General features: G+C 52.7%; 16 protein-coding genes. 7 read left to right on the top strand and 9 right to left on the bottom strand.

What is annotated here, in order from left to right; all coding sequences use genetic code 11:
• From pqiB to rmf, 3 genes are all read left to right on the top strand, one after another.
• Entirely contained in the window at positions 1 to 1,638 is a 1,638-nt protein-coding gene (pqiB, locus tag ACH1XZ_RS09045; protein WP_395595264.1) for an intermembrane transport protein PqiB, read from the top strand.
• Positions 1,638 to 2,192, top strand: coding sequence for a membrane integrity-associated transporter subunit PqiC (gene pqiC, locus ACH1XZ_RS09040; RefSeq protein WP_395595263.1), 555 nt, complete (start codon positions 1,638 to 1,640; stop codon positions 2,190 to 2,192). Before pqiB ends, pqiC begins: the two co-directional genes overlap by 1 nt.
• A gap of 261 nt (positions 2,193 to 2,453) precedes the next feature.
• A complete protein-coding gene (rmf, locus tag ACH1XZ_RS09035) occupies positions 2,454 to 2,621 on the top strand; it encodes a ribosome modulation factor (RefSeq protein WP_035892402.1) in 168 nt (55 codons plus the stop codon).
• A gap of 96 nt (positions 2,622 to 2,717) precedes the next feature.
• On the opposite strand, the gene fabA is transcribed toward rmf, so the two are convergent.
• Entirely contained in the window at positions 2,718 to 3,236 is a 519-nt protein-coding gene (fabA, locus tag ACH1XZ_RS09030; RefSeq protein WP_035892401.1) for a bifunctional 3-hydroxydecanoyl-ACP dehydratase/trans-2-decenoyl-ACP isomerase, read from the bottom strand.
• A gap of 69 nt (positions 3,237 to 3,305) precedes the next feature.
• A complete protein-coding gene (locus tag ACH1XZ_RS09025; protein WP_395595262.1) occupies positions 3,306 to 5,066 on the bottom strand; it encodes an AAA family ATPase in 1,761 nt (586 codons plus the stop codon).
• Between the two features lie 184 nt (positions 5,067 to 5,250).
• On the opposite strand from ACH1XZ_RS09025, the gene matP reads away from it, so the two are divergent.
• The gene (gene matP, locus ACH1XZ_RS09020) at positions 5,251 to 5,706 is read left to right on the top strand and encodes a macrodomain Ter protein MatP (protein ID WP_395595261.1); all 456 of its coding nucleotides are present in this window, start codon (positions 5,251 to 5,253) and stop codon (positions 5,704 to 5,706) included.
• A gap of 85 nt (positions 5,707 to 5,791) precedes the next feature.
• On the opposite strand, the gene ompA is transcribed toward matP, so the two are convergent.
• Together ompA and sulA are read right to left on the bottom strand one after the other, a co-directional pair.
• Entirely contained in the window at positions 5,792 to 6,853 is a 1,062-nt protein-coding gene (ompA, locus tag ACH1XZ_RS09015) for a porin OmpA (protein WP_395595260.1), read from the bottom strand.
• A 354-nt stretch (positions 6,854 to 7,207) separates the two neighbouring features.
• Positions 7,208 to 7,717 (bottom strand): SOS-induced cell division inhibitor SulA, encoded by a 510-nt coding sequence (gene sulA / locus ACH1XZ_RS09010; protein ID WP_395595259.1) that lies wholly within the window; start codon positions 7,715 to 7,717, stop codon positions 7,208 to 7,210.
• A gap of 218 nt (positions 7,718 to 7,935) precedes the next feature.
• Here sulA and ACH1XZ_RS09005 point away from each other — a divergent pair, with 218 nt between their 5' ends.
• Positions 7,936 to 8,553 carry a TfoX/Sxy family DNA transformation protein gene (locus ACH1XZ_RS09005; protein WP_395595258.1) on the top strand — a complete coding sequence of 206 codons (618 nt, stop codon included), beginning with the start codon at positions 7,936 to 7,938 and terminating at the stop codon, positions 8,551 to 8,553.
• Here ACH1XZ_RS09005 and yccS read toward each other — a convergent pair.
• Positions 8,543 to 10,669 carry a YccS family putative transporter gene (yccS, locus tag ACH1XZ_RS09000; protein ID WP_395595257.1) on the bottom strand — a complete coding sequence of 709 codons (2,127 nt, stop codon included), beginning with the start codon at positions 10,667 to 10,669 and terminating at the stop codon, positions 8,543 to 8,545. The two genes, ACH1XZ_RS09005 and yccS, sit on opposite strands and share 11 nt — an antisense overlap.
• Before the next feature lie 18 nt (positions 10,670 to 10,687).
• On the bottom strand, positions 10,688 to 11,134 hold the full coding sequence (locus ACH1XZ_RS08995) for a YccF domain-containing protein (protein WP_035892393.1): 447 nt from the start codon (positions 11,132 to 11,134) through the stop codon (positions 10,688 to 10,690).
• Between the two features lie 122 nt (positions 11,135 to 11,256).
• Here ACH1XZ_RS08995 and helD point away from each other — a divergent pair, with 122 nt between their 5' ends.
• A complete protein-coding gene (gene helD / locus ACH1XZ_RS08990; protein ID WP_395595256.1) occupies positions 11,257 to 13,311 on the top strand; it encodes a DNA helicase IV in 2,055 nt (684 codons plus the stop codon).
• A gap of 39 nt (positions 13,312 to 13,350) precedes the next feature.
• Here helD and mgsA read toward each other — a convergent pair whose 3' ends face one another.
• Positions 13,351 to 13,809, bottom strand: a complete 459-nt coding sequence (mgsA, locus tag ACH1XZ_RS08985) for a methylglyoxal synthase (RefSeq protein ID WP_185666531.1) — start codon at positions 13,807 to 13,809, stop codon at positions 13,351 to 13,353.
• A gap of 133 nt (positions 13,810 to 13,942) precedes the next feature.
• Here mgsA and ACH1XZ_RS08980 point away from each other — a divergent pair, with 133 nt between their 5' ends.
• Positions 13,943 to 14,356 carry a CoA-binding protein gene (locus ACH1XZ_RS08980; RefSeq protein ID WP_395595582.1) on the top strand — a complete coding sequence of 138 codons (414 nt, stop codon included), beginning with the start codon at positions 13,943 to 13,945 and terminating at the stop codon, positions 14,354 to 14,356.
• A gap of 134 nt (positions 14,357 to 14,490) precedes the next feature.
• Here ACH1XZ_RS08980 and hspQ read toward each other — a convergent pair whose 3' ends face one another.
• Together hspQ and rlmI are read right to left on the bottom strand one after the other, a co-directional pair.
• Positions 14,491 to 14,808 (bottom strand): heat shock protein HspQ, encoded by a 318-nt coding sequence (gene hspQ / locus ACH1XZ_RS08975; protein WP_035892449.1) that lies wholly within the window; start codon positions 14,806 to 14,808, stop codon positions 14,491 to 14,493.
• A gap of 71 nt (positions 14,809 to 14,879) precedes the next feature.
• The gene (gene rlmI / locus ACH1XZ_RS08970; protein ID WP_395595255.1) at positions 14,880 to 16,070 is read right to left on the bottom strand and encodes a 23S rRNA (cytosine(1962)-C(5))-methyltransferase RlmI; all 1,191 of its coding nucleotides are present in this window, start codon (positions 16,068 to 16,070) and stop codon (positions 14,880 to 14,882) included.
• Positions 16,071 to 16,162 lie beyond the last annotated feature (92 nt).

The following is a 16,162-nucleotide window of genomic DNA, read 5'->3' as shown; positions in this document are numbered from 1 at the left end:
ATGGAAACCAAGAGTGGGGAGGCAAAGGTGCAGAAAGTGAAAAACTGGTCTCCTGTCTGGATCTTCCCGATCGTCACGGCGCTGATTGGTGCCTGGATCTTGTTCTATCACTACAGCCATCAGGGGCCGGAGGTGACGCTTATCACCACCAATGCTGAAGGTATTGAAGGTGGTAAAACAACGATCAAGAGCCGCAGCGTTGACGTTGGCATTGTCGAAAGCACCACGCTGACCGATGATTTAACGCACGTGGAAATTAAAGCGCGGCTGAATTCGGGCATGGAAAAGCTGCTGCACAAAGACTCGGTATTCTGGGTGGTGAAGCCGCAGGTTGGCCGTGAAGGGATCAGTGGGTTAGGTACGCTGCTGTCGGGCGCCTATATCGAACTGCAGCCGGGCTCTAAAGGCTCTGAGCTGAACAGCTATCAGTTACTGGATTCACCGCCGCTGGCACCACCTGATGCGAAAGGCATTCGCGTGCTGCTTGATAGTAAAAAAGCAGGACAGCTCAGTCCGGGCGATCCGGTGCTGTTCCGTGGCTATCGTGTAGGGTCCGTTGAGACGAGTACTTTTGACCCGCAGAGTCGCACTATCAGCTATCAATTGTTTATCAGCGCGCCAAACGATCGTCTTGTGACCAGCAACGTCCGCTTCTGGAAAGACAGCGGCGTAGCGGTCGATCTGACCTCCGCTGGGATGCGTGTAGAAATGGGCTCGCTATCGACGCTCTTTAGCGGTGGCGTCAGCTTTGACGTCCCGGATGGTGTGGACCTCGGTCAGCCGATTGCGGAGAAGACCGAGTTCAAGCTGTATGACGATCAGAAAAGTATTCAGGATTCGTTGTATACCGAACACGTCGATTATCTGATGTTCTTTAAAGACTCTGTTCGTGGGTTGCAGCCTGGCGCACCGGTCGAATTCCGCGGTATTCGTCTTGGCACGGTGGCGCAGGTACCTTACTTTGTACCTGGCTTACGACAGGCCTTGAATGATGATTATCGTATTCCAGTGATGATCCGTATTGAACCTGAACGTTTGGCGAGCGAGCTGGGTGAAAAACCTGACGTTGGCGCGCATTTAACGAGCCTTATCCAGCGTGGGCTGCGTGGCGCGTTGAAAACAGGTAACCTGGTGACAGGGGCGCTCTACGTTGACCTTGATTTCTATCCAAAAGAGGCTCCAGTTAAAGGGATGCGCGAGTTTGGCGGCTACCAGATTGTACCAACCGTCAGCGGTGGTCTGGCGCAGATCCAACAGCGCTTGATGGATACGCTTGATAAGATCAACAATCTGCCGCTGACGCCGATGGTTGAGCAGGCAACGAATACGTTGACTGAAAGCCAGAACACCATGCGACGCCTGCAGACGACGCTGGATAATCTGAATAAGATTACCGCCAGCCAGTCAGCGCAGCAGCTGCCAGCCGACATGCAGAAAACGCTGCGTGAGCTTAATCGTAGTATGCAGGGCTTCCAGCCGGGTTCCGCTGCTTATAACAAGATGGTGGGCGACATGCAGCGTCTGGATCAGGTTCTGCGTGAACTGCAGCCGGTGCTGAAAACGCTGAACGAGAAGAGCAATGCGCTGGTGTTCGAAGCGAAGGATAAAAAAGATCCAGAGCCTAAGAGGGCGAAATAATGAAAAAGTGGATAGTTCTGGCTGCGGTGTGTCTGTTAGCTGCCTGTAGCAGCACGGAGAATAAAACCTACTACCAGCTGCCGCAAGCGACGGGGACGGTGCAAAATAGCGCGAGCTCGAGCCAGCGTTTACTGTGGGTGGAACAGGTTAACATCCCTGATTTCCTCGCGGGAAGCGGCGTGGTCTATCAGACCAGCGACGTACAGTATGTGATTGCCAGCAACAACCTGTGGGCAAGCCCGCTGGATCAGCAACTGCGAACGACGCTGGTGGCGAACCTCAGCAATCAGCTACCGGGTTGGGTGGTCTCCTCGCAGCCGTTAGGTAGTGACCAGGATACGCTTAACGTCTCTGTAAATGGCTTCCACGGTCGTTACGATGGCAAAGTTATCGTGAGCGGGGAGTGGCTGCTCAATCATCAGGGGCAGCTGACTAAACGTCCATTCCATATTGAACTGGCACAGCAACAGGATGGTTATGACGCGATGGTGAAAATGTTGGCGCAGGCCTGGAGTCAGGAAGCGACGTCGATAGCACAGACCATCAATCGCTAACCATAAGTAGAATTAATTGTTCTAAAGACCGTCGACGGTGCAAAACCTCGGCGGTTTTTTTTATGCCTACGCTCAATTGCTTACTTAACCCACTTCACATTTTTTGTACAAATGATCTTCTGAGTAGCTCACAAATATGACATTGGTATGAATTCTGCGCATTGACGGGAAGATTATTTAGCGGTATTCGTATTGTGTGGCTGCACACTTTGTAACCACTGTTTTCTTTTCCACCAGACCAAGATATGAGGGAAACGAGGCATGAAGAGACAAAAACGAGATCGCCTGGAGCGGGCACATCAGCGTGGGTATCAGGCCGGGATTACCGGGCGGCCAAAAGAAATGTGTCCATACCAGACCATTAACCAGAGGTCTTACTGGCTGGGAGGCTGGCGAGAAGCCATGGAGGACAGGGCGGTAGTCGCCTGACACTGTCTCTTTAAAAAGAAACCTCCGCATTGCGGAGGTTTCGCCTTTAGATTCTCAACACTTATCCGTCGTCAGACTCTCTGACGACAAGCGGCATCAGAATGCAGAAGTGTCCTGGAACAGGCCCACTTTCAGATCGTTAGCAGTGTAGATCAGACGACCATCAACCAGTACTTCACCATCCGCCAGGCCCATGATCAGACGACGGTTAACGATGCGCTTGAAGTGAATACGATAGGTCACTTTCTTCGCGGTTGGCAGAACCTGACCGGTGAATTTAACTTCACCCACGCCGAGCGCACGGCCTTTGCCTTCGCCGCCCAGCCAGCCGAGGTAAAAGCCAACTAACTGCCACATTGCGTCCAGACCCAGACAGCCTGGCATCACTGGATCGCCGATAAAGTGGCAACCAAAGAACCACAGGTCTGGATTGATATCGAGCTCAGCTTCAACAAAACCTTTGTCAAAGTTGCCGCCGGTTTCGGTCATTGAAATGACACGATCCATCATCAGCATGCTCGGAGCTGGCAACTGCGGGCCTTTAGCGCCAAACAGTTCACCGCGACCAGAGGCAAGAAGATCTTCTTTAGTATAGGATTCGCGTTTATCTACCATGTTTTAAGTAAGCCTTATTTTGAGTTCGGGACGCAGGATAGCTAACACGTGTACGCTGAACAAGTCCGATCAGTTGGAAGCTGAACGATTTAACCAACGTAACGGCCACGGATAGCGGTAGCGAGGCTCCTGCTGTGTGGCTTGTGCAATACGTTCCTGAATAGTTTGCAGCAGCGTCTGACCTTCTCCGTCCCAATTCAGCTGCGTAAGAAGCGGCAGCGCATCAGCGACATCATCAATGGCCCAGATTGAGAATTCTCCTGCTTCTACCGCTTCCTGCACCTCAGCCGCAAGGCTCAGATGACGTACGTTGGCGGAAGGAATGATGACCCCTTGTTTCCCACTCAAACCGCGTTGGGCGCAGATGGCAAAGAAGCCTTCGATTTTTTCATTCAGGCCGCCAACTGGCTGAGCACGGCCAAACTGATCAACGGAACCGGTCATGGCGATGCTCTGATTAATCGGAACATTTGCCAGGGCGCTGATAAGCGCGCAGAGCTCGGCCATAGAGGCGCTATCACCGTCAACTTCACTGTACGACTGTTCGAAGGTGATGGAGGCGGAGAACGGTAACTGTTGGTCTAAATCCAGCTCGGCCATTAAGAAGGCCTGCATCAGCATCATCCCTTTGGCGTGAATATTGCCACCAAGTTCAGCCTTGCGTTCAACGTCGGTAAACTCTCCGTCGCCAATATGTACGACGCAGCTGATTCGTGATGGCTCACCGAATGGTCGAGGGTGGCCTGGGAAATCAATGACCGACAGCGCGTTGATCTGACCGATGCATTCGCCTTCGGTTTCAATCAAGATCTGCTCAAGCAGAATTTCATCCTGCATACGCTCGGCCAGGAATCCTTCACGCCACTGGCGCTGCACGAGCATCGTTTTCAGCTGTTCGGCATTGATGGTGCCATCTGTGGTAAACGGTGCGGCTTCACGTAGCTGGCGGCTAATCCAAAGTGGACAAAGCGGCATAATTTCCTGGTCACCGCTGTAGCGTGCGCCTTCCTGCATCAGAAGCGGCCAGGCGTCAGCAGCAAGCATTGGCAGTGACTTCTCTCGGGCAACGCCTGATACCCACTGACACCACTGTCTGAGCGCTTCTTCATCTGCCAGTTGCAGGCTGTCTTCAAACTCGCTATACAGTGAAGATTCCGCTAATTCAGGTTCCATCTCCTGGAAGTCAGCCAGTGACTCGCGTTCACCAACCAGCATGACCTTAAGCGTTAACGGCATAGAAGGAATGCTGACCGGCAGCGGACGCGCATCATCAAAGGTGAGCCAGTCAAAGCGCTGCTGCGTGACGATATTCTTTAAGCGCATCCACAGCAGTGGCTGTGACATCAGCGTGCGTAAAGAGAGGATGAGGATGCCACCGTTAGCCTGATGGACCAGACCTGGTTGCAGGCTGATTTCGCCATTAAACTGACGAACGCAGCCAAAAAGTTGTTCAGCTTCTGCCCAGTCGGCAAAAATGATGGGGCCGGTACTGGCGAAATTATCCTCTGCACTTTTGGCTGGCTGCATCGAGACTTTGCCACCGATAGCCTGATAATCAACGCCCGTCAGAGCGGATTCATCGCTATTGCGCAGAGAGAGGGCCGTTTGCGAGAGCAGCTGCAGGTACTCTTTTTCTTCTGGGGCTTTAACCAGTAAGAAGGGTGAGATCCCCTGTGGGTGCAGAAACTGCTCCAGCGCGTAGTGTAAACGGGCCTGGAGTTCGCTGAATAATGCGTCGTTTTCTGAGGCTAAGTCAGGCTGGGCAAATAGCGCCTGGTATGCTTCAGTCGCGGGGGCGAGAAAGCGCCGGGAAAGAGTATTTATAGTCAATGTCGCTATTTTTAGTCAGATGTAAAGTCCGTGATTATACCCGATGCTGCAGGGAAGCTCACGGAGAATAGGGAAGTATCTTCAACCCCTGGCTTTATCCGTATCACAGTTGCAGATTTCTTCTCAGCACATTGAGAAAAAACTGTTATCCTGAAAAGAGTTACACGGTCACACTGAGATCGCAATGAAATATCAACAACTGGAAAATCTTGAAAGCGGCTGGAAGTGGAAATACCTGGTGAAAAAACATCGGGAAGGCGAGTCCATTACCCGCTACATTGAAGCCAGCGCCGCACAAGAGGCTGTCGATGTTTTGCTGAAACTGGAAAATGAACCGGTTCAGGTGAATGGCTGGATTGCTCAGCACATCAACCCGCAGCTGGTAAACCGTATGAAGCAGACGATTCGTGCACGCCGTAAGCGTCATTTTAACGCCGAGCATCAGCATACCCGCAAGAAGTCTATCGATCTCGAGTTCGCCGTCTGGCAGCGTTTAGCAGGGCTTGCTCAGCGCCGGGGTAAAACGCTATCCGAAACGGTGGTTCAGCTTATCGAAGATGCCGAGAACAAAGAGAAGTATGCGACGAAGATGTCTAGCCTGAAACAGGACCTTGAGGCGATGCTGGGAAAAGATAAGTAGTCGCTACCCGTATCCCGATAGCTTGCTTGATAAAATTCAGGACAAAAAAAACCCCGCAGCGCGGGGTTTTTTATTAGACGAGAACTTAAGCCTGAGGCTGAGTTACAACGTCTTTGCTACCTTTAACTTCGATCTCTACGCGACGATCTGGTGCCAGGCAGTCGATCAGCGCAGCTTTCGCTTTCACGCCGTCACAGGTGTTGCCAGTAACTGGGTTAGATTTGCCCATGCCACGTGCGGAGATTTTGTCAGCTGGGATACCTTTAGATACCAGGTAATCAACAACGGACTGTGCACGTTTTTCGGACAGACCCTGGTTGTAAGCGTCAGAACCGATACGGTCGGTGAAGCCCAGAACCACTACGGAACCGTCTTTAGGATCCAGGTTGCTCAGCTGGGAGTACATCTGATCCAGAGCCTGTTTGCCTTCTGGTTTCAGCGTTGCTTTGTTGAAGTTGAACAGAACGTCAGACTTCAGAGTGAAGTGTTTGGTCTGTACTTCTGGAGCTGGAGCTGGAGCTGGCGCGATAACTGGCGCTGCTGCATCCTGCTGGCCGAAACGGTAGGAAACACCTACGCTCAGCATGCCGTTGTCTGGACGTACGCCAACGCTGTTTGCGTCGCCGATGTTGTTAACCCACTGGTATTCCAGACGGGTAGCGATGTCACGAGTAACAGCCCACTCAACGCCGCCAGCGAATACTGGGGAAACGCCAGTGTCGTGGTTTTTACCAACACCTGGGGTGTTGTTGTTGGAGTCAGCACGCCATACCATACCACCCAGACGAGTGTAGATATCCAGATCGTCAGTAACTGGGTAACCCAGTTTAGCGGTCAGCTGTACGCCCTGAGCTTTCAGTGCGCCATTGGTCTGGCTACCGGTGTATTCCATACGGCCCAGCCAGTCGTAACCCATTTCGAAACCAACATACGGGTTAACCTGGTAGCCACCGAACGCGCCTGCGCCCAGCTGGCTGTTGTGGGTAGAACCGTTGTTGTTCAGGTCACTCTGGTACCAGCCGGTGTCATGGAACTGGGACCAACCCAGTTTACCACCTGCATACCAGGTGTTGTCTTGCGGAGCGGCTTGCGCTACGGAAGCGAAACCTGCCAGTGCCACTGCAATCGCGATAGCTGTCTTTTTCATTTTTTGCGCCTCGTTATCATCCAAAATTTGCCATGAAGTTCTAAATAGATTCACGGTTAAATCCTTCCACCGGGGGCGTGGCTTAGTAATTACTCAGCAGATATCTGCGGTGTTAAGCTGAGCACCCCTGGCGATGTAAAGTCTACAACGTCGCTGGAAACTTACAAGTGTGAACTCCGTCAGGCTTATGAAAAAAAAAGAGTTGTATACGCAATATTTAACAAATATGTCGAAAAATTAAACGATGTAAAACACCCGAAACCGCACCAGACAAGCGTTCCACCTAAAATCATTCATAAAATCGAGGAGATAAAAAAACTGCAAAAAAAAGGCCAGGAAAATTCCTAATTTCATTCAATGATACAAATTTGAGTGAATTTTTAGCCCATTAAATTGTCCAGCAGAACGAGATGTTGAGTGAACTGGTCGCATAATAAACACCATCGCGTTACCGTCTTCGGCAGCCTGTTGTAATCGAGCATGTTCTTCCGCTGATAAATCTTCCGTCAACCAACCGATAACCACACTATAATTCCCCGTACGAGATGCACGAACCATAGAATCGAGCATGTCGACTGGTGGCATCTGACGTAGCTGCATTACTTTTGTCAGTGGTAGGCCAGATGCTTGCACCCACTGGCGGCTAAGTTTTTGCTGCGGTGTTAACCATAGCTGCCAGCGAGACTGCTGACCAAGCTGTTGTAGCAGGGGCAGTAGCAATAGCTGCGCCATCATCGGCTGATCTTCCCGATAAAGCACTTCGCTAACCAAAGCGGTTGAGGAATCTTTTACTGATGTAAAAGTATGGGAAGCGGTTGTTGAGACCGCAGCAGAAGAATGATTTACAACACCAGAAGTATACATAGTTAATCCAGCCCTGTGGGTTACTGTATGAATATACAGTACTACCCTGAAGATTAAAGATCAACCTCATTTTCTGAAAGCAACTCGCAAAATTGCACTCTAAATGCCTACAAAGGCAAATTCACCTTGCTGTGTCGAACGAACGCGCCTATGTTGCTTGTTATGTCTTCTATTAACAAATTTAATGTATCCATGTCCATGATTATTAAGGATTAATCATGAAGAAAATATCATATAAACGGATTTATCAGTCCCAGAAATATTTTTCGCTGTTGGGCAAAATCAAGTCACGGGCGCTGTTTGGTGGCTATAGTCTCGCCGTCAATGATGCGGTATTTGCAATGGTCTCTGAAGGGGAACTCTACCTGAGGATGTGTGAGGAAAGTGCGACCTATCAGGCTCAGCATTCGCCTCCATTACTGACATTACGTAAGCGAGGGTGTTCACAGCAGTTAAAGTATTTCCATGTTGGCGAGCGGCTCTGGTCTGATGAATCCGTCTTGCTTCAATTGGGCAAATTTTCTCTGGAGGATGCGCTTCGAGAAAAAAACCAACAGAAATCATTACGGATAAAAGATCTGCCTAATCTCTCATTTCATATGGAGCTGCTGCTAAGTGAAGCGGGGATCAAAGATGCCCAAATGCTTCAGCAACAGGGAGCGGAAATGGCATGGATAAAGCTGCGTAAGATTCGTAAACAGCTGAGTATTAATGTGTTGTATTCCCTGGAAGGGGCGATTAGGGGCGTTCACGCCGCTGCGCTCCCGGCGCAACGGCGCCAGGAGCTACAGGAATGGGCGTTAGCCCATGTGAAAACGGAGGGTGTCAGGCCATAACCTGTTTTTGCAAACGGCAGATTTCCGGTAGCAGCGAAATCATCAGGCCGATTTGTTGTAAGACCAATGGCTCTTTGCTGTCCGGACGAGGTTCAAGATGTTGGATTCGCGCAGCTAAGTTGGATAAAGCGTGCTGTACCCGTTCTTCGTCAGAAGGCTGGTGGTGTAGGGCATCATCGACATAGCACACCGCATCGTCCAGAAGAGCCAGTATTTCAGCTGTAGCCAGTTTTTCCCGATGGGCGCCCAACGCGGAAATATAGCTGGTCAGGGTATGGTTGAGACAGAGTAGCCGAAACGCAGTTTCTCGCATTTCGGGGGTGACCTTCGGTTCCGTCGACATGTTTGAGACCACTGAGGCGAGCTCTGCATCTCGGTTATGCGCATCACGACGTGCGATACGATAGGCCAGACGGTTATCGCGTCCCTGGTGATACTGTTCCAGAATCGCGTCCAGGTAGCGGCAGTTTGCGTCAACTGCGCGCTCCAGCACGCGAGGTAGATTGCGGAATTTCCAATCTGGCCAGATAAAACTGACCGCAACCCAGGCAATACCACATCCAATCAGCGTATCCACCACGCGCGGCAATGCCACCTCGAAGCCTTCGCCAAGCAGGTTAAAGCACAGCAGAACCAGTAGCGTGATAAACATCGTCGCGTGCGCGTATTGCACGTTGCGAAAAGCGAAGAATAGCACCCCGGTGATGACAATCAGTGCCAGTTGCCCCTCAAGAGAAGGTACCAGCCACAGAATCGGCAGACCGAGCGCTACGCCGACCAGCGTGCCGATGATACGCAGCGCCAGGCGGTGGCGGGTGGCGTTATAGTTGGGCTGACAGACAAACAGGCTGGTGAGCAGGATCCAGTAGCCATGTTGCAAACCGGTAAACTGAATAAATGCATAACCTGCGCAGAGTACCAATGACATGCGCACCGCATGCCGAAAAAGCGCCGATTCCGGTGACATATTACGGCTCAGGCGCGACTGAATATCGGCAAAACCATGCAGGCTATCATCTGCCAGCAAGGTTTCCGTTTCGCTTTGCGCCTGTGATTGCAGTTGCTCGGACTCAATAGTGGCAAGCTGGGCATCAATAGCGCGCAGGTTGTTCAGTAAAAAACCAAGCGCTTTCATCTGCTCAGGCGCGGCACCACTCGCGCGTACGCGATCTAATGCGGCATCGAGGTGGGAGAATGCGCGTTCAAACCGGGCATCGTGTTGATAGGGTGTTCGGAGCAAAATGGATTTTGCCAGATCCTGACAGGCGATGGACTGCATAGACAGCAGGCGCTGGAAGCGAAACATGACATCGCTATAGCGGAAGTTATCGCGCAAAGCCTGGTACTGGATGTGCGATGAACTGGCACGTTCGTGGATATCCTGGGCGACGAAATAGTAATGTAGCGTTCTTCGGGTACTACGCTGGCCCCGGTCGCCACGCAGACGCGTTAATAATGACGCTTTGGTTTGGTTAAGCGTTGCCATCAGTTGCCCATTTGCTAGCGCCAGCTCATACAGTGGCGCCTGGTCTTCATCATCCAGGTCCGGGTCAAACAGGCGAGATTTCAACTCGAGATAACGGGAAAGCTGTTCGTAGCTACGGGCGAGGTTATCCTGTAGCGGGCGGATAGGGAAGATGAGGTGCCCGGTCAGGGTCAGCAGGTTATACCAGACGGCCCCGGCAATCAGCAGCAGCGGTTGCTGATACCAGTGCGCGTAAAGGGATACCCCCAGCATGGTATAAATAGCGATAAGCAGCGCACCAAATGCGATGGTGGCATAGCGCTGACCAAGGCCGCCGAGCAGGATAAACCCGATCGTCGAAATCGTTAAACCCAGTGCAAACAGCCATGGCCACGGAAACAGCAGCTCCACCGATGCCGAGGCAATGAAGAAACAGATAAGCGTGATAACCAGGTTGCGTAACCGTCCGGTGAGTCGGTCATCCAGGTCGGTCAGCGCCGCGGCCACCACGCCCAGGGTTAGCGGAATGGTGAGTTTGGCATCGCCCAGCCACCAGGGCAGGGCGGTAGTGCCGACAAGCGCAATAAAGATTCTGGCGTTATAAAGCCAGGTACTGTTCCATGTATAGCGGCGAAGCAAAGGGCTTAGCATAGCGTGTATTCGTCCTGATTACTGAAAACGGCGGCGTGCATTTGCCTCGCGAGCCGCGCGCGCTACTTCCACGGGTACCACACGGCGACCAACCGGCCAGAGTGCAATGGCGGCAATTTTGAAATTGGCGATGCCAACGGGAATACCAATGATGGTGACGCATTGGGCAATTCCGGCGAGAATATGAGTCAGACACAGCCACCAACCGAACAGCACAAACCAGACAATATTGAGCACGGTCCCGCCTGCATTCATCACGCTGCTTTTCGTCCCTGGCTCCAGTTCATCAACATGAACGGCCTCATTACCGTAAGGCAGCAGTGAAAGTTTGGTAATTTCCCAGCAGGAGCGGGTGAGCGGTAAGGTAATAATCAAAATGATACTGACCAGCGTTGCAAGCAGCCAGCCTAACGTTGTCAGAAATCCACCTAACACAAAATTTAAAATATTCAGAACTGTACGCATAAATCCTCTGTGTAGCACTGTGAATAACAAGACCTGATGATTGTAACGTTTTTTTGCGCTGGAGCACCTATTCTCTGGGGGTTACACTGTGAGGTATCGAAAAAGTCAGGATTCGAAACGACATGGAATTAAAATCAACAACGCTGGGCAAGCGCATGGCGCAGCATCCTTATGACCGGGTTGAGATCCTCAACGCCGGCGTCAGGGTCTCCGGCCCTCAGCATGAGTATCTCATTCCTTTCAACCAGCTTCTGGCCATCAACTGCAAACGCGGTCTGGTGTGGGGGGAGCTGGAGTTCGTTTTACCTGAAGATAAAGTCGTACGTCTGCACGGAACCGAGTGGGGAGAAACGCAGCGCTTCCATCACCATCTGCTGGGGCTCTGGCAGCAATGGGGCGAGGAAATGAGCGCGATAGCTGCTGACCTTCTCGAAAAACAGTTGGCCGTTATTGCAGGCAGCAGCGCTGAAACCCAATGGCTCACCCGTCAACAGGCGCAAAAAATACGCCAGCAGGTTGTGGCTGCGCTGGAAGGGCTGCCGTTACCGACCGACCGTCTTGAGGCATTTGATAACTGCCGTGATGCCTGGCATCAATGTCAGGCATGGCTGGCTGATAAAGAGAGAGGTCGCGAGCAGCATAATCAGCGTTACACCGAGGCGATGCTGGAAAAATACGCTGAATTTTTCGAACAGATTGAGTCATCGCCACTTAATGCCTCTCAGGCTCGAGCAGTGGTGAATGGTGAACGTTCGCTGCTGGTGCTGGCCGGGGCTGGTAGCGGAAAAACGTCCGTGCTGGTGGCGCGGGCGGGTTGGTTGCTTGCGCGGGGTGAAGCGTCGGCGGAGCAAATCCTTCTGCTGGCCTTTGGTAAAAAAGCCGCGCAGGAGATGGATGAGCGCCTGCAAACGCGGCTGCATACGGATGCTATCACCGCGCGTACTTTCCACGCGCTGGCGCTGCATATTATTCAGCAGGGGAGCAAAAAGGTTCCGGTTGTCAGCAAGCTGGAAAACGATTCCTCTGCCCGCTATGCACTGTTTACCCAATGCTGGCAGCAGCAGTGTCGGGAGAAAAAAGCACAGGCTAAAGGCTGGCGTTTGTGGCTCCAGGATGAGATGGGTTGGGACGTTGCCGAAGATAATTTCTGGGAAGATGAAAAGCTCATTAAACGCATGGGGAGCCGTCTTGACCGCTGGGTCAGCCTGATGCGTATGCACGGCGGTTCACAGGCGGAGATGATTGCCGGTGCGCCGGAAGAGGTTCGCGACCTGTTTGGCAAGCGTGTGAAGCTAATGGCGCCGCTGCTGAAGGCGTGGAAAACGGCGCTCAAAGAAGAAAACGCCGTCGACTTCTCTGGTCTTATCCATCAGGCCATCAATATTCTGGAGAAAGGTCGCTTTGTCAGTCCGTGGAAGCATATTCTGGTGGATGAATTTCAGGATATCTCTCCACAGCGAGCCGCCCTGTTGGCGGCGCTGCGCAAGCAGAACTCGCAAACCTCGCTCTATGCTGTGGGGGATGACTGGCAGGCCATTTATCGCTTCAGCGGCGCGCAGCTTTCGCTGACCACCGCGTTTAACCACTATTTTGGTGAAGGTGATAACTGTGCGCTGGATACCACCTACCGATTTAATAGCCGTATTGGCGAGATAGCCAATCGGTTTATTCAGCAAAACCCGCACCAGCTCAGTAAACCACTCAATAGCCTCACAGCGGGTGATAAGCATGCGGTGATGCTGCTGGAAGATGACAAGCTTGATGCGCTGTTCGATAAGCTCAGTGGTTACGCCACTGAGGAGCAGCGGATCCTGGTGCTGGCGCGTTACCACCATCTGAAGCCTGCCGCGCTGGATAAAGCCGCCACGCGCTGGCCTAAGCTCAATATTGATTTTATGACCGTTCACGCCAGCAAAGGTCAACAGGCGGACTACGTCATCGTGCTGGGGCTTAAGGAAGGATTTGACGGTTTCCCGGCACCTGCGCGTGAGTCGATTATGGAACAGGCGCTACTGCCTGCACCAGAAGATTTCCCGGACGCCGAGGAGAGACGCTTGCTATACGTGGCCATTACTCGTGCACGTTTGCGCGTCTGGCTGCTGTTTAACCAGCAACAGCCGTCACCGTTTGTGGATATTTTGAAGCAGCTGTCAGTGCCGGTGGCACGAAAACCGTAAGATAAGCCGGAGTCGGTGACTCCGGCTTGCTTCAGACGCTTATTTCAAACGCTCAGAGAGGTAGCGCTGGTAGTCAGGAATCAGGATATCAACCGGTTCGCTGAAATTCGGCGACTGGATAATAAAATCAGCGGTGGACGCATTGGTCGCAACCGGAATATTCCAGACGGTTGCCAGACGCAGTAGCGCCTTGACGTCCGGGTCGTGCGGAACGGCATTGAGTGGATCCCAGAAAAAGATCAGGACGTCGATTTTACCTTCCGAAATCAGCGCACCCACCTGTTGATCGCCGCCCATCGGGCCGCTCAGCATCGCTTTCACTTCCAGGCCCGTGGCGCGTTGTACCAGGTTACCGGTAGTGCCGGTGGCCGACAGCGTATGCTGCGCCAGACAATCCCGGTGGCGTTGCACCCATTTCATCAGCATATCTTTGCAGTGGTCGTGCGCAACCAGCGCAATGTGTTTACGCGCCGGTAAGGTGCGAGTGGTGAGTTCCATAAACCATTCCCTAAGTGTGTAATCCAGACAGATTACTGCAAGCGAATCAGCCTGCAAGCTCTGAATAGCAAAAATTTGACGCGCGACATCAGCGTGCTCGCGTACACTTAAACGATTAGCCAGGAGGATAATGATGACAGAACATGATATTGCCAACATTTTGACCACCACCCACACCATTGCGCTGGTGGGGGCAAGTGACAAACCTGACCGCCCAAGCTATCGGGTCATGAAATATTTACTGGATCAAGGCTATCGCGTGATCCCGGTGTCACCTAAGGTGGCTGGCGGTACGCTGCTGGGCCAGAAAGGCTATGCTACGCTTGCCGATGTGCCGGAAAAGGTCGATATGGTTGATGTCTTTCGCAACTCTGAAGCGGTGTGGGGCGTGGCGCAAGAAGCTATCGCGGTTGGCGCTAAAACGCTGTGGATGCAGCTCGGCGTGATTAACGAGCAGGCTGCGGTGCTGGCGCGCAACGCGGGTCTGAACGTGGTGATGGACCGCTGCCCGGCGATTGAGATCCCGCGTTTAGGCTTGGCAAAATAATAAGAGTCGCTCGGATAAGGTGTGAAAACTGGCTCTGGGGGCATTCACGGCTTCGCTCGGCCGGGCTACGTAATTCAGTCTGTACGTCATAATAAAAAACCCCGCAGTGCGGGGTTTTGTCTTTAACGCGGCGGTTAGTTACGCAGCCGCGGAGCTTGTAGCTGTCGGCGGATGGTACGTGCCAGTTCATCCATCGTGGGTTGCTCTGGGTGATCTTCGCGCGGTTCGCTGCTCAACTGGGCTTCGGCCAGATAGGTATGTACCGGCTGGCCATCGTCATCTTCCATCACCACGTGATACCAGGGCAACGCGCGAAGTTCATCGTTGGCCGCAAGATCGTCGGGATCAGGATCGTCGAGCGAGTAAACCGGGTCGATATCTACCACCACGCCCAGGTAGCCCAGCAGGGAGTGACGCACCTGCTGGCCAATACCGAATTTGCTGGTAATCATCATACTCACCTCCCGGGAAATGGCGTTATCTCTGTATCTCTACATATATAGACACCATTTCGCTTTTCAAGTTACATGATGCGGCAGGCAAATCCTTTCAGGTACAGTCCTTCCGGGTAGGTTGCAATCACCGGGTGATCGGCTGCCTGACGGAACTGCTCTATAAATTGTACATCACGACCGGCATCTACTGCGGCATCAGCGATGATTTTCTGGAATAAATCTGAGGTCATCAGGCCGGAGCAGGAGAAAGTCAGCAGCACGCCGCCCGGGTTCAGGAGCTGAATAGCCAGCATGTTGATGTCTTTATAGCCGCGGCAAGCCCCCATCAGCTGGCTTTTATTTTCGACAAACTTCGGTGGGTCCATCACGATCACATCGAACTTCTCGCCCTGATCGCGGTATTTACGCAGCAGCTTGAAGACGTCATCACGAACGAATTCGGCTTTGCTCAGATCCAGTTTGTTCAGCTCGACGTTTTGACGTGCCACGTCCAGCGCTTCCTGGGAGGTATCCACGCTGGTGACCTGGCTACAACCGCCCATCAGCGCAGAGACCGCAAAGCCGCCGGTGTAGGAGAAGCAGTTCAGGACGCGTTTATCCGCCACGTAGCGGCGCGTCGCCAGGCGGCTGTCGCGCTGGTCAAGATAATAGCCGGTTTTATGGCCACCCTGAATATCCACCAGCAGCTTCATGCCGTGTTCTTCAATCGGCAGCAGGGCTGGCGGCAGTTCACCGGTGACGGGCCCTTGGGTTAGTTCCATACCTTCTTTTTTACGCACGGCAACGTCGCTACGATCGTAAATCGCACATTGCGGGTACAGCGTTTGCAGTGCGCTAATCAGCGCCGCGCGCTGGTATTCCGCACCGGCGCTCAGCAGTTGCAGCACCAGGAAGGAGCCGAATCGGTCGATGGTGACGCCCGGCAGGCCATCAGATTCGCCGGCGATCAGACGATAGCTGTCCAGCCCGTCTTTCTGTGCCAGCCAGTCGCGCCAGGTTTGCGCTTGCTGCAGGCGACGCACGAAGAAGTTGATATCGATAGTTTCGTTGGCATCGAACGTCCACACGCGAGCGCGGATCTGCGAAGCGGGAGAATATGCGCCGCGGGCTAACCATTTCCCCTGATGGTCGACAATATCAATGGTCTCGCCGAGGCTGGCTTTGCCTTCCATGCGAGCGACCGCACCAGAAAAGACCCAGGGATGACGGCGCAGCAATGATTTTTCGCGCCCTTTGGCTAACACTAAACGTACACTCATAGTTTTTTATCTGACTATATAGGAAGGGATCAGGCTGCATTTTCCCGACTTCCCTGCCTAAATGCAACGAACAGCGGAAGAATGTCAGGGCA

The sequence above is a fragment of the Kluyvera chengduensis genome (assembly GCF_044197065.1).
Lineage (GTDB): Bacteria > Pseudomonadota > Gammaproteobacteria > Enterobacterales > Enterobacteriaceae > Kluyvera > Kluyvera ascorbata_C.
The sequence above is the reverse complement of the archived record's forward strand: the minus strand, read 5'-3'. Positions and strand labels throughout refer to the sequence as shown.